Origin of the sequence: Bacillus sp. UNCCL81, from assembly GCF_900112535.1 — a bacterium.
Lineage (GTDB): Bacteria > Bacillota > Bacilli > Bacillales > Bacillaceae_G > Gottfriedia > Gottfriedia luciferensis_B.
On the sequence record NZ_FOMF01000012.1, the window covers coordinates 40,457 to 54,383 of the forward strand.

The following is a 13,927-nucleotide window of genomic DNA, read 5'->3' on the forward strand; positions in this document are numbered from 1 at the left end:
ATTTAAAAGTACACCTAAACATATTCATTGTATGGATGATGATACGTTTATTAAAATAGATAAAGTTGAAAAAGATAATGAACATATAGATGTCATCATTGGCAAGCATATCTTTAGATAGTGAAGTACCTTAATGAATACCTTATAGAAAAGCCGTTATCACTTTAGGATTTAATTTGCGCCTATTGTAAAAACCTTGATGAACGAACCAAACAAAAGAGCGTGTACAGAAAAATAGTTAGAACAAAACAGGCTCTTGTTATATTCCAATTGAATTATCCTATTATAAAAAGATTATTCATTTACTATCTGTTAGCGTGCTCGGCCTCAATTTCCTCGCTCAACTTAGTAAATTGTTTCTTAAAAGATTTTACTAACTTTGTAGTTTTACTAAATGCATATTTTTTCACTTCACTATACGGAACCCATATATCTCTATTCTGAATCTGTTCATATAGAGACGATATAACAGTATCGCGCTGATCAGGAGGGAGTTTCCTTGTTGTACGTCTTTCTTTCATCTTATCGTGATAAAGTTTATTAAGTTCCGTTTCGATCCATTCCTTTTGACTACTTTTCAATTGTGTAAATCGTTTGTTTGTTTGAAGAAAATTTCCATTAACCTTTATATGATTTTTCATCAAGAACCTTCCTTTAAATCTTAGTTGACTTAGCCCTTAAAATTTTAACACATTTATATTGTCTCACTTTATAGAAAAAGAAAAAACGTTTCCACATATTGCGGAAACGCTCCCGTTTGTTGAAGGAGAATTACTCAAACATTAAGATGTTAAGTAGGAAAGCATAGCGTTCAATATCATCCAACAATTTAAGAAGAAGTTAATTTAATGAATTCTTCCGCATCTTTCACGCATAATTCCATTCCTTTTTCCCAGAATTCCTCTGAAGTAATATCTTCTCCTAAATGTTTCATAACTAGATCTTCCACAGTCATACTTCCTGAATCACGAAGTAAGTTCAAATAATCTTTTTCAAAATCTTTTCCTTTCTCCATTCCCTTTGCATAAATGCCCAAAGCAAATAAATACCCAAAAGTATATGGAAAATTATAAAAAGGTGATTGAGTAATATAGTAGTGTGGTGTCCAAACCCAGGAATAAATTGAAGGTTGTTCAAGGGAACCAGCATACGCCTCATTTATTGATTCCTCCATTAACTGATTCAGTCGATTGGCTGAAACAATACCCTCATTACGTTCTTTGTAAAATCTCTGCTCAAATAAGAATCTCGAATGAAGGTTCATAAAGTTCATTACACTACGTTTTAATTTTTCATCCAGTATAAATAATTTTTCTTCCTTTGACTTTGCCTTTTTCATAGCCGCATCAAAAATAATCATTTCAGAAAAGGTTGAAGCAGTTTCAGCAATACTTAACGGATAACGCTTATTCATCCCATTAACCGACTTCATGGCATGATTATGGAAAGCGTGCCCCAGTTCATGAACTAGAGTTAACACATTTAAAAAAGTACCACTAAATGTCATAAAAACTCTTGATTCACCCGTTAGTGGAAAACTAGCACAAAATGGAATAGCAGACTTATTTGGACGATTTTCGGCTTCTACCCAACCTTCATAGAAGGCTTGCCTAATGAAACCTTCTAATTCAGTTCCAAACTGACTAAAATGTTCCGTAATAAGTGTAGTAGCTTCCTCGAATTTTATCTCTTGATTACTTTTTGTAATGGGAGCCCAAAAGTTATAAGCCTTCATACTAGATCCGCCTATCATTTCAGCTTTTCGCTTCAAGTAATTCGAGAAAGGTTGTTTATATTTACTGATCACTGTCCACATCGTATTCAGCGTTTCTTCCTTCATTCTGTTCTTTTTCAAAGGATCTTCTATACCATTTTTTATCCCGCGTTTGTTATTCACTTGTATGCGGAAGCCAACAATATGATTTATTATTTTACTAAATAATTCTTCTTTCTCTTTCCAGGTAGATTCTAATACATAATGAGCTTCCTTACGCACTTCTTCGATATGGTGTGACCGCAAGTTAATGGCTTGTCCAACTGATAGTGTTTCTTCTTTTCCGTTAATTTGAATATTTATTTTAATACTACTTACTAGATCCTTATAGAAATGACCCCAAGCATGATACCCATCAATCATTAAATCAGAAATCAAATTAAGCTCTTCATCTGACAAATTCTTATCTGCATTTTCACGCCATTCGTTTAGAATAAATCTATATTCTTGTAATTCTTCGGTTTCTAGTATGCTTTCCCAAACATCTTCCTTTGTATTTCTTAATATCTTCATTACTTTCGATAATTCTTTTTCAAAACGGGATTCTTTTGGCGCAACTTTTCCTCTTAAAATCGCAGCATCTTGATCCTTTGGATTTTCTGCAAGGAGACAAGTGATAAACGAATTAGCTTGCGTTAAGTACATTCGAATGTTTCCGATGTTTTCTACTAAATGCACCACTTTAATTAATTCATTTTTTGAAAGCGGAGTAATAAATGATTTAACGCTACCTTCTAGTTCATATACAAGAGCTTCTAATCGGTTGATATGATCTAAAAATTGAGTTGATTTACTTCCCCCCATAAAAACCTTATCTAGATTCCACACTTTTGGATAGCTTATTTTCTCCATTAGTTATCTCCCCTAATATGTATATTCCACCAAAAACGAACATGTATTCTCATTTCTTATCATAACATGTTTCAGAGGGTGAAAAATCCCTACAATAACAAGCGGTTTTGATTTTTGTAAGATCAATATCTCTTGTTCAACTCTTCTGCCATTTAGCATAAGAAAATCAACAATCTACTTTAACAGAGCCAACAAATAAAATACTTTGTTATAATGAAAGTGATGCAAGAAAGGAAAGGAAACAATGGAAGAGAAAATTTGTAAGCAAATATTGTTCCAAATATAATCAACAGTAAAAATATACTAGCAACAAATTGGCAACTACTTTTATTTTAGTTACCAACTTAACGATTATGGGACATAGAATTATGAAAAAACATTATTAAACTAAAACATTACTAAGTAGTATTCTGTTCAATCTGTGAATAGAACACGTGTCATTAAAAAGTTCATTGTTATACATTTTTATTCTATTTAATGCCTAATTGTTCGTTCCAGCCATTTTTATGTATACGCGTTAATGTTCTGTCAATTGTTTCATCGAAACTAAAACCAGAGGGCTTATCCAAATTACTATTAATTTGTTTATATAGCACTTCTCCATCTACTTTACTCATTAGACCGAAACGAACAGATAAAGAAATTAAATCTCGATGTCCAAGCACAATATAACCATTTTCTATCATATCCGGATAATCATTTACATTATCTGAAATGATTATATTAGTACCTGATGCTTTTGCATAACCACAACATTGTGCTTCACCTGGTCCAATTAATGCAGTCATTTTCAAATATTCATTCGTTGCGATTTTATTAAAAATTTTGTTAGTTGACTTATCGAAATATTCAAGTGGTGTTTGAGGGTTCACTCTCATATATTTTACTAAATTGTATCTCTCATCTTTCCCTTTTTTTAGCATCTCGTGATCTCTAATTTCTTTAGGAATGATTACTTTGTTGAATAAATTTTCGAGTAAATGGAAAGCTCCAACTTTTGTTATATTAATAAGTAAATCTGTATCTGATACCGATGCTGTATATTTGGGAAATGTCATTAGTACACCTCTTCTTCAGGTGCATTATAACCATAATCAATGGGTGACTTATCAGCTAAATTTAATAATGATGAGAATTTATGGTATGAAATAAGACCTTGTTCATAATTGTCTCTTATAACATCTAAATATCGTTTTGGTATGTTTTTCTCAAATGTACTTTGGATTAATTTAATATCTAATCCTTCATTTGTTGTTAATTGTAACAGCTTATCAATATATTCTTGTTCATTAGAACAAAATCTTTCCAGATAATCATATTCATCCTTTTCAATTAGATTTAATTGAAGAATACGCTTTAACATAGCTTTATAACTTACTTTAAAGTGTTGATGTAAACGAATAATATGTTTAGGTTGGATAGGACGTTGAAATCTACTATGAACGTACTCAATAATCCCTTCTTCAGGCATTAAAAATTCAACTGCGAACCAGTTAGCTAATTTTTCATTGTTTGTTTCTTTGGGAAGAATTACTTCTCTTTTCAATACTTCAGTATCATATATTAGATGATACAGTTCATGTGCAGCCGTAAATCGTTGATGTCCACCTGTATATGCAGTGTTGATAAACACAACGAAATGCTTTCTAATATATGTTGAAAACCCAGAAAGTAATTCTTCATCTTTATTTTGATAAGGTGTTTTAATTACGATTGCTAGTTCCTCTAAAATATCGATTACATCAGTTATACCCTTTTGAGACCAAGAGTATCGTACTGTATCAGCATACTGTTTTATTTTTGTACGTTGATATTGTTCCTCTGTTAACATAACCTCACCCTCCCTATACAAAAAGTTATTTATTTCTTTCTTTGTATAATTTTTCCTGAGAAATTAATTGTTCTACAGTAATAAAAATATCCCCTAAAAATAATTCATCTTCTTCATTTAAATTTTTAATATTCTTTCTAAATAATGTAACTAATTTATCCACTTCTTCTTCTTCATCTTCAAAAAAGTAACTAAAATCCACATTTAGTATTTCTGAAATCACTTTTATTTCATTTATATCAATTTTTCGATCGCCGTTTTCCATTTTACTTACTGTAACTCTACTTATATTAAATCCTTTATTTTGTAATGCATCTGCTAAATCATCTTGACTTAATTTCCTAAAATCCCTTAATTCTTTAATGCGAGTGCCTACGTCATTCATATATTCAACTCCCCTTTGTAATAATATATTACATTTTACAGGTTATTTGTCAACAAAATTACTATTTTTGTAATGATTCGTTACAAATATTTATTCCCAATTATAAATTTAATAAAACTAACCTTTGAATTGCCATATGTAATTTTTCATAATTAAACGGAATAAACCATTTAAAATCATGATAATTACATTATTTTCCATAATTAACCGAAATAAATAAAAAGACCGACTAATTTGTCGATCAAATTGTACAACTAGTCGAGTAGAAGGGAGCCTTTTTACCTCACGGTAAATTGAGCTCCAAACCCTCCCAGAACCGTGCTTGCGCTATTAACGCACACGGCTCCTTCTAGTTATCATTCACAGAATGTAGTTAATCTCTTTCAGACTCTTCTAATTCTGCTTCTAATTCTGCTATCCTTAATAGTTTTGTATCCACTTGTTTTCCTACCTCTGTGTGGGTAAATGTGTCCCTATTAAGCGTGAAAACTGGTAGCAGCCTTTCCTCCATCGGCATTACCCAACTTCATAGGTACTATTCTGCTATCCGACTCCCTACAACGGCATTTGGTTTCCTTACTTGTTATCGCTTGTACACCATACTCTTCTTTGAAAAGAAAAGACCGGTAGGGTCTCCTGAGTTGCCGTATCATATCAATGTATAACGTGCCAAGGTCTCTGACTCCGGAGAGCCTTTACCCTTCTTGCCTTAACGAAAGGTAAAATGTAGCCTTCTGCTATGCGTAAAGCATCAGCCCTCTCGATTTACTAACATTTCGAAGCTCAATCCCTTCAACCATTTGGCTTTCGGCCCGCTATCTCACTGTCTACGCTTAAAGGCTAAAGTTACCTTTAGCCCTCCAAGACTCGCTACGAGTGAATGGCTAGTTCTTTCTCGACGGGCATCACACCCGCTATATGATACGACCTAGGCTCGGCCGCACACGCATGCGTAAGTTCAATAAGAAAATAAACAACTTTTTCTACTTTAACGAATAGCAATTTCTTCTTTAGAGATACTAAATTAAAAATAACAAAGGAGTACGGTATTTTGAATAAGTTTTTATCTTATATATGCATTTTATTGGTATCATTTGGTATTACAATCAACGCACATGCATTCACTCCTAAATCCTTACCAATTATTCAAGAGACTGATCATTGGCAACTAAAAATAGATACATCTATTGAACAACAAGCAAGAAAAGATGTTTTTGATGCATATTCTTTATCCGTTTTCAACAATGCTGGTTGGGCTTATAATGTTCATGTCGATGTTTTTCGAAACGAACCTAATACTCAAACTAAATATGAACTATTTACTGATGAACAGGATAAAGTAGGTCGTAATAGTTTTAGACGCCATTTTCCAATTTCAGTTAAAGCAAGCGAACTTATAGTTGTAATAACTTGGCAAGATGAACCTCTCATAAAAAAAGAAGATATGAAACCAAAAGATTGCAATGGTCAACGAAAACACATGCAAGTATTCACGTTTAAAAATTAATGTATCTTTTTATTTAATACAAATTTGATTATTCGTTATTGAACTAATATCTGTATAGTCATAATGAACGAAACGGCTCCATTTTGCTTATCGTAGGTTGCAGTTGGCAATAATGGGAGTGAATAAAAAGCCTACCCAAACCAAATGTAGAGATACAAACAAAAGGAGCCGTGTATTATGAAGGATGGTCAAAAATTTATTGGTTTAGGCGTTTCAAAAGATATTATTGCTGTTGGAATTGCTGATGAAGGAAGAAGCCCATCAAGATTTCATGAGAATATCCAAAATACTGTGATATATGAATAAAATATCTACGTAAAGGTGTATGTAATCGTATACGTAAATATAGATAAACCTTATTTTGTTTTTATACTCGATAATATGTATATTTATGTATACGAAAATATAATTAAAAATATAAAGAATACTTATATGATTTCACAGACAAATAAATAGACACGTAAACGATTACAAAAAGGTACACCTAAACAAATACAACTATATAAATAATGACACGTTTATTGACATGGATAAAAATGAATAAGATAATAAACACATAGATTTCATCATGGACAAGCATATCTTTAGACTTGTATATAGAAAGAATAACGTGAGAAAAGGGAGATGAGTTTGTGGCTGCAAAGGTAATTGTAGTTGGAATACAAAAAGGTGGTTGTGCAAAAACGACTACAACAAGCATTTTGGCGCATTTGTTGGCAGAACAAAAACAAAAAATATTATGTATCGATACGGACAGCCAAGGAAACTTATCTGATGTTTTAACGCAGCAAGACCTAGAAGATTTTGCGGAACACACATTATTTGAAGCCATCAAAGAAGAAAACTTGGCAAAATACATAGTAAAAACAGAAAATGAAAACATCGATGTAGTCGTAGCTGATGATTACTTAGCGTTAGTACCACGGTATCTTTATACACAGAGAGCCAATAAAATTAATTACTTTATGAGGGATTTAATTGCCCAAATTAAAGATCAATATGATTATATCTTAATAGATACACCACCATCATTAAGTGAGTTTACCATCGCAAGTATTGTTGCTGCTGACCACGTTCTTGTTTTATCAGAAACAAGTAAATGGTCATTGGGGGCAATTGGACGCTTTTTGGAAACAGTTTCTCATGCACAGCAAAACTTTAGTGATGTAAAGGTGGCAGGTATATTACTGTCTATGCAAGATAGCCGACGTTCGGATAACTTGTATTTCTTAAAGAAGATACAGGAACAATACGGCGATTTAGTCCTTAATAAAGTCATTAAACGAAAAGCATCTACTGGCCGGATCAGTGCGTTCGGTTTTTCTGACAATCCAGAATTAAAAGATGCAATCAGAGAGTATCGTGATGTGATAACAGAACTAAAGGAGCGTGACGTACTTGAATAAATTTGAACAACAAATGAATAAGAAAAAAGAAAAGAAAAATGCACATTCGGTTCTGTCTGAACCAATTACTATACCAGCAGCAGAAGATGAAGTGGAACCAGTTGAAAAAGTAAGAGATCCGATTTTCAGCCTACCAGAACAGAAAACTGACCTAAACAAACCATTTTCTGGAATCAATATGGAATCACTTAAAGCAAAAGCCAAAATAGTGGAAAAACAAAAATCGCCTCAGTTTAAAGATACGCACCGCCAAAAAACTTTTTGGATCCATAATGACTTACTAAAGGCGTTGGAAGTGATTAGTATAAACAAAGGCGACCAAACAAATCATATTAATAAGGCCTTAATGAAGTATATTAATGACTATGTTAACGAATAGATGCCTTTATTTTTAATGGCACCGCACGATTTCAATTAGTAACCTAACTGGTTACAATCAGTTGAGTTTAATTTTTGATTTGTTAGTAATGGTACTCCGTCAAGATAGTAGACACATATTTTCTACCGCGCATTCGCTTAGTGGCCTAAATAAAAAAGTTTAAATGAGATACAGTTTAAACTTTTTTATTTAGGAAATTTTTTAATTATAAGTAAATTTCTAGTCTTGATTCATTTTAAAGCGTGTATCTATTTATACAGTTTTCACATCACATATCCTGAAAAGTCAGTAACTTCACTAGGACTGTACAATTCATCTTCACTATAAGTTGGAAAATTTGACACATTTGGTTCATTAATCGTTCGATGTTCAACAGAAATTGTTTCTCTCAAACTATTTTTTTTATCAGACTTCAAAATGTATCCCACATCAATTAAACTTTTAGCTGTACCGCTATAATTTGTGGACTTCATTATATAATCATAAATTTCTTTTTGATGTGGATCTACTATATTAAATATCACTTGAATACGCTTAATTTCCTTTGCCATTTCTTACACCACCTTTAAAAATAATTTTTGAGCAATTTCATACATACCTACTACATTGGCAAACACTGCATTTACAATTTCAATTCCTTTTTCACGATATACTTTTGGCTTTAATATAATTGAATTTGTATAATAATTATTTAAATATGGAAATAACTTCTCTGATGCCCCACCTACAACAAATACTTGATCAGTTTTTTTCCATTTTTTAGAAGTATCATTAATGATCGCTCTAGCAATTGATGACGGTTCTGCTTCACCTTCTTTACTAGTGAGCATACCATATTCAGCTGTTAAACTTTCTTTATCCACTATTTTCTTATTTAAGATTGTTACTAAATTAACCGTACCACTACCTACATCAATCATTCTTACTAGACCAGCAATTGGATTTGACCAAAAAGCAGCTGCACCTTCTGCCATGACAATTACCTTTTGAATTGTAAATGTTTTTCTAATTCCATTGATAGTAATCGTGTGTTCCCTTTCTAAGGCCTCTTTCATTTCATCTGTTTCATCTTTTGTTAATGATTGATAAGGGTTTCCGATAGCTAAGTAAATATCCGATTCATAACAATTACGGTGCACTCCAAGTAAGATTCGGAGCGTTGCATCTAAGTGATTCTTAGAACTTCCATACATGGTACCACCGAACTCTGACTCAACTTTCGCTAATGTACCTGCAAAGCCTTTTAAAAGATCATACTCCCAAACCATGTCATCATGGCCATGTTGTTCTTCTTTTACTCTTACCCGATAGTCCCCAATCGCACTACAAAACTTATCTAATCCTTTGGGAGTACAAACCTTTGTTTCAAAATTACCTGCATCAACAGCCATAATCATTACTCCTCATCCTCCTCGTCTAGCATTTTAATTAATTCACGTAAAACATTTTTCCCTTGTGTTTGGACTTGTTTAACAAAATCACAAAGCAAATGAGTTATGACGATTTCAACTGTATATGGATGATCAGGATAAAAACATTCCATATCAGCTAATAAGTATTCAATACGTAAGACTATATCGCGCTCTAATGATATAGTTACCGCTTTAAAATCCTCATTATAATAACCTGGTAACTGATTATGTTCACTCATTTTATTATCGATATATATTTGAATATTTGAAGTGATACTACTAAGCCTGCTATATGCATCTCTTGGATCATTCGTTTTACATACATAATTGACAAATTCTTCTAACAGGAGTTTAACAATTTCATCAATATCTACTTTCCAATCACTAATACGGAGAATATCATTACAAATTATTTTGGTTCTTCTTACAACACCATAAGGAATTTTCATTTTTAAAGCTACATACGGATAAGCATTTAACATTCTTAGAAAGGCTTTCGCCCAACGATTTGATACATCTACTGTACCTAATTGCATGACATCTGCTTGACTATAAGTTTTCATTATAATACCTCCAAAAATAAGCCAAATTGAAACATTCGATAGGCTGCTTCTCGAATACTACATCGCCATTTAACAGCATTTGATGTAACCTCGTCATAATATCTCTGTTCTAAGTTTAAATGCACCATATAAGGACTAATCAGATAATCCCTTGGTGGAAAATCATAGGTCCTTTCGAATAACCTACAAAAACCTGCAGTTGAATATTCAGTAAGTGAAACTCTCAGCATATTGGCTTTTAGCCGTAAATAATAATCTTGTTGTTCAGATACATATACCTTGATATTCCATTTTTTATCTTTCCTAGTTTTGCGTTTATTTCCGTTTGTTTGCTTCTTTGCTTGTAAAATTGAATTTAAAGTCATTTCCCCACTCTCCTCTCTTGATGAAAAATTACGCTAACGCTACGGTCAGTTGGTCAGTAGGTCGTAATCTAGCATTTTTAAATTGTTTTCTTATTCACTACTGATTCGTAGTGAATACTAAATAGTAACTACTACTCACTGGTGATTACTTACTACTTGATAGAATTCTATGTCCTTATTTTTTTAGTTAGTACTGAAATCCGAAAAAAAAAAGTTCGGGAATCCGAACTTAAAATAAAAAAATAATAGTTAATTCATCAGGTTTAAATGAACTAACTATTATTTTTAATAATTACTATTTCTTTATTCATACTTAATTAATTTTTCAATATCTGGCTTTCCCAGTGCCAACCAAATTTTTATAAAATTATCAAGACTAGGAAGATTTCCATTCCAAATTGAATTCATCGTTGATTTTGATATCTTACATAACTGAGCAGCTTCTGTTTGACTCTTATCTCTTTCTTCAAATACTTCCCTGATCATTGAGCTTACTTTAAAGTTACCTTGTTTAATTTCTTGAGGTGGATCGTTAATTCTCCAACTTAAATAAATTGCAATTGCAGCTTTAATAATATCCTCAACTGTCGTATTTTCTGTCTTATTGTTTAATCTCTTCTTTGTATTATAGTAGTCCACATAATCTTGAATACGTTGAATTGTTTCTTCTTTTAACTCAATTTCTACTTTCATTGTATACACCCCCTTATTTCTGGAGAGAATAATAGCAAAACAATCTCGTTGAGGTGAATCCAAAGATGAAAGAAGATTCATTTGATAAAAAAATTGAACAAGATATAGAAAAAGGAAGAGATCTATAATTACCTATGGTTAAAATTATAATCTCATTAGTTGCAAATGCCTAGTCATCCATCGTAAATAAACTAGCACTCCCTAGTAATTGGTAAAATTCACCCTATTTAGTAGACACATAAAAGAGTCTACCTATAGGGTGTTTTTTGTATAGTGACCAAAAAGTAGAAACGATGAAAAAATAATTAAAAGATATTTACACAAAAATGAGAAAGACTCTTATTTCATAAAAAGCTAATCCTATGAATAAAAAAATAACATGAAACAGTATTTAATTTAAAAACATTTTGATTTCTATGTAAGAAATAATGACCCAGTTCATGTGCAATAACCTCTGACTTGTTATTTACAGAGCTATTAACATGTATAAAGTAATGCTTCTTATAGCATTGTAAAAAGCCTTTTATATTTTTCAAATTAGAATACATTATTACAATATTTAATTTTTCACATAATAAATTTATATCATTAGTCTTATACGTTTTTAATATTAATTCTACCTTTTTTTGTATACTCCTATACTGCATAACCTCACCTCGTAACTATTTTTAATTAGAACGAATAGAACGAGTGTTCCATTACAGTGGATTTTAACATCTAAATAATATATATATATTCATTAGAGTAATGACATTTTTATAAACAATATCTATTACATAATTTATAAATTAAATGAAGATTGTCTAATCTTTTTACAGTTACACAAGAAAATCAACAACAAAATAGAAATATTGAAACAAAACCTTCATTCTTCCGTCATGAGAAGCCCAATATCTATATTTCCTAAAAACAAATGTTCCGCCATGAATATTTGTTAAAGGGACCTAGTCTAGAAAACAAATCAAGTTATATTCAAAACCTCAAGCCTTAATTGATTTATGAATATATGAAGTAAATATACTAAAAAACTATGGCATAATAAGATATTCTTAACTATACTGAAAATAAATCAAAGAAAAACAATATTATAACTAATGTAAGACGAGAAAAAGAATTTAAATTTAGGAGAAAATAATAATGAATAGTTGTTTTCGAAAGATTACCTTTATAAAAATTACTATTTTTGGAATTATTGCAGCAATTGTTTTATTAAGCATTATTTCACCTAAAATTTCTGCTACAGCATCCAACATATTAAATTTAAAAACCATTTTTAGTGATGAACCTATGGATGAAATACTTATAAAGTTATTAGATAAAAAAGGATATAGAATCAGTGGTATATCAGTTGATAATAGTCATAAAAAGGTTACGATTTATGTTGATGGAAAAAACAAATACTATAATAAAGTTAAGGCTGAAATAGGAAAATCTGCTAAAGACATATTTACTTTGAAAAACTACGATGCCTTTTCTATTAATGTATCTCCAAAAGAAATTTTGGGTAAGAATGACCTTACAAAAGATCAAAAAAAATTAATTGAAGTTATTAATTCTAAAATTTACGCTTACCTAGATAAATTAAATATACATAATATAGATATTCAAACTACTCTAAATTACAATAAATCAGTATACATATTTTTACTTGGCACTGAAGCATTTACAGAAGAAAAATTTAATGAAGAAGAAGCAAATATTGAAAATGAAGTAAAAAAAATTCTAGCAACTTATAATGTTGCTAATAATGACATTTTTATTACTAGAACTCCGACGGAAGAAGAATTAATTAGTTCAAATGGTGAAATAACTGTAAATACAACAGCAGAAAAAATTTCTGATTCAATTTTCGAGGAATTTTCAAATAAAAAGAAATATATAATTAAAAGCGTTGCTATAGGTGAACAAGGGATAGATATAGGAGTTGGAACACAAAATAATCCCCTTGAACTTTTTCTATATACATCTCTAATTAGTTCAGATTCAAAAATAAGTTCAACAAAAAATTTGATTAAGTCTGAATTAACAAAAATAGTAAAAAGAAATTTAAAGGAAATAAAAAAAAATAACTTCCATTTTACAGTTACTCTCTATAGTAAGGATAAAAAAAGAATTGATAAATATATTTATTAATTAAATCAGATATAATATAGTATAAAAAAAAGAAATCACTTAAATGGTGATTTCTTTTTTTAAACTATATTATTTATACATATTTTCTGCGGAAAGAATAGACCAGTTCCAGTAATCTTCACCTTGCGCTGCAATAATACGGTCTAACCAGATTTCAAAATTAGAATTCAGGTCAATAGCTTCATTTTCTGTTGCACACTCTTCTAACCAAAATAAGTAGTTCGAATCTCTATGTGGATTTGGTTTACAAATTTCAGCGTCTATTAATATCATTCCAAATCTACAAGTGCCAATGCTAAATAACTCTTTTTCAAATACAGACATATCTTGATGTGCTTTTCTCATTTCTAATACCATTTCAATTGAATATAATTCAATTCCTTCACCAACATCTGGTTGAAATAATAAATTTGCACCATTATGAAGTAATAAAAATTCTTTATAATCTTGTGGTATAGTTCGGCCGAGTTCCTCTTCTAATTTTTCAACTAATTCAGGACTCGCAGGTGAATTGAATTCACAGGTTACATCATAAGTTAACCCTCTTGTGTGTTGAAGTGAAATCAATTTTTCTGTTTTGAATCTTTCTTTTAGGCAATTTAGTGTCGACTTTAAAATTTCCATATA

At 30.9% G+C, this 13,927-nt stretch carries 18 protein-coding genes; 5 read left to right on the plus strand and 13 right to left on the minus strand.

From position 1 onward, the window contains the following. Positions 1-305 precede the first annotated feature (305 nt). From BM319_RS20695 to BM319_RS24880, 6 genes are all read right to left on the minus strand, one after another. On the minus strand, positions 306-641 hold the full coding sequence (locus BM319_RS20695) for a hypothetical protein (protein ID WP_025568254.1): 336 nt from the start codon (positions 639-641) through the stop codon (positions 306-308). Between the two features lie 188 nt (positions 642-829). Next, the gene (locus BM319_RS20700; protein ID WP_025568255.1) at positions 830-2,626 is read right to left on the minus strand and encodes a M3 family oligoendopeptidase; all 1,797 of its coding nucleotides are present in this window, start codon (positions 2,624-2,626) and stop codon (positions 830-832) included. A gap of 470 nt (positions 2,627-3,096) precedes the next feature. Next, positions 3,097-3,684 (minus strand): PIN domain-containing protein, encoded by a 588-nt coding sequence (locus BM319_RS20705; protein ID WP_025568256.1) that lies wholly within the window; start codon positions 3,682-3,684, stop codon positions 3,097-3,099. Then, complete coding sequence (locus BM319_RS20710; protein ID WP_029715232.1) at positions 3,684-4,457, minus strand: ImmA/IrrE family metallo-endopeptidase; 774 nt, start codon at positions 4,455-4,457, stop codon at positions 3,684-3,686. Before BM319_RS20710 ends, BM319_RS20705 begins: the two co-directional genes overlap by 1 nt. Positions 4,458-4,482: 25 nt before the next feature. Next, complete coding sequence (locus tag BM319_RS20715; protein ID WP_025568258.1) at positions 4,483-4,842, minus strand: helix-turn-helix domain-containing protein; 360 nt, start codon at positions 4,840-4,842, stop codon at positions 4,483-4,485. 373 nt (positions 4,843-5,215) lie between these two features. Then, entirely contained in the window at positions 5,216-5,353 is a 138-nt protein-coding gene (locus BM319_RS24880; RefSeq protein ID WP_175495660.1) for a hypothetical protein, read from the minus strand. A 540-nt stretch (positions 5,354-5,893) separates the two neighbouring features. Between BM319_RS24880 and BM319_RS20720 the strand changes: the two genes are divergently transcribed. The 4 genes from BM319_RS20720 (at position 5,894) to BM319_RS20730 (ending at position 8,134) form a co-directional block, all read left to right on the plus strand. Next, positions 5,894-6,349 (plus strand): YozF family protein, encoded by a 456-nt coding sequence (locus tag BM319_RS20720; RefSeq protein WP_025568259.1) that lies wholly within the window; start codon positions 5,894-5,896, stop codon positions 6,347-6,349. Between the two features lie 177 nt (positions 6,350-6,526). Next, on the plus strand, positions 6,527-6,655 hold the full coding sequence (locus BM319_RS25160; protein ID WP_286143858.1) for a hypothetical protein: 129 nt from the start codon (positions 6,527-6,529) through the stop codon (positions 6,653-6,655). A gap of 326 nt (positions 6,656-6,981) precedes the next feature. Beyond that, positions 6,982-7,755, plus strand: a complete 774-nt coding sequence (locus tag BM319_RS20725) for a ParA family protein (RefSeq protein WP_025568260.1) — start codon at positions 6,982-6,984, stop codon at positions 7,753-7,755. Continuing rightward, positions 7,748-8,134 (plus strand): hypothetical protein, encoded by a 387-nt coding sequence (locus tag BM319_RS20730; RefSeq protein ID WP_025568261.1) that lies wholly within the window; start codon positions 7,748-7,750, stop codon positions 8,132-8,134. Before BM319_RS20725 ends, BM319_RS20730 begins: the two co-directional genes overlap by 8 nt. Before the next feature lie 263 nt (positions 8,135-8,397). On the opposite strand, the gene BM319_RS20735 is transcribed toward BM319_RS20730, so the two are convergent. The 6 genes from BM319_RS20735 to BM319_RS25280 form a co-directional block, all read right to left on the minus strand. Beyond that, complete coding sequence (locus BM319_RS20735) at positions 8,398-8,685, minus strand: hypothetical protein (RefSeq protein WP_025568262.1); 288 nt, start codon at positions 8,683-8,685, stop codon at positions 8,398-8,400. A 3-nt stretch (positions 8,686-8,688) separates the two neighbouring features. Next, positions 8,689-9,531: a ParM/StbA family protein gene (locus tag BM319_RS20740; RefSeq protein WP_025568263.1), complete on the minus strand. Its 843-nt coding sequence runs from the start codon at positions 9,529-9,531 to the stop codon at positions 8,689-8,691. Then, positions 9,531-10,109, minus strand: coding sequence for a hypothetical protein (locus BM319_RS20745; RefSeq protein ID WP_025568264.1), 579 nt, complete (start codon positions 10,107-10,109; stop codon positions 9,531-9,533). The genes BM319_RS20740 and BM319_RS20745 overlap by 1 nt, the downstream gene beginning before the upstream one ends. Beyond that, positions 10,109-10,474, minus strand: coding sequence for a hypothetical protein (locus tag BM319_RS20750; RefSeq protein ID WP_025568265.1), 366 nt, complete (start codon positions 10,472-10,474; stop codon positions 10,109-10,111). The genes BM319_RS20745 and BM319_RS20750 overlap by 1 nt, the downstream gene beginning before the upstream one ends. Positions 10,475-10,777: 303 nt before the next feature. Beyond that, positions 10,778-11,167 carry a helix-turn-helix transcriptional regulator gene (locus BM319_RS20755; RefSeq protein ID WP_025568266.1) on the minus strand — a complete coding sequence of 130 codons (390 nt, stop codon included), beginning with the start codon at positions 11,165-11,167 and terminating at the stop codon, positions 10,778-10,780. Positions 11,168-11,511: 344 nt separating this feature from the next. Continuing rightward, positions 11,512-11,814: an ImmA/IrrE family metallo-endopeptidase gene (locus tag BM319_RS25280; protein WP_025568267.1), complete on the minus strand. Its 303-nt coding sequence runs from the start codon at positions 11,812-11,814 to the stop codon at positions 11,512-11,514. A 490-nt stretch (positions 11,815-12,304) separates the two neighbouring features. On the opposite strand from BM319_RS25280, the gene BM319_RS20765 reads away from it, so the two are divergent. Continuing rightward, a complete protein-coding gene (locus BM319_RS20765; RefSeq protein WP_025568268.1) occupies positions 12,305-13,300 on the plus strand; it encodes a hypothetical protein in 996 nt (331 codons plus the stop codon). Between the two features lie 69 nt (positions 13,301-13,369). Here BM319_RS20765 and BM319_RS20770 read toward each other — a convergent pair whose 3' ends face one another. Beyond that, positions 13,370-13,924, minus strand: coding sequence for an SMI1/KNR4 family protein (locus tag BM319_RS20770; protein WP_025568269.1), 555 nt, complete (start codon positions 13,922-13,924; stop codon positions 13,370-13,372). Positions 13,925-13,927: the final 3 nt, after the last annotated feature.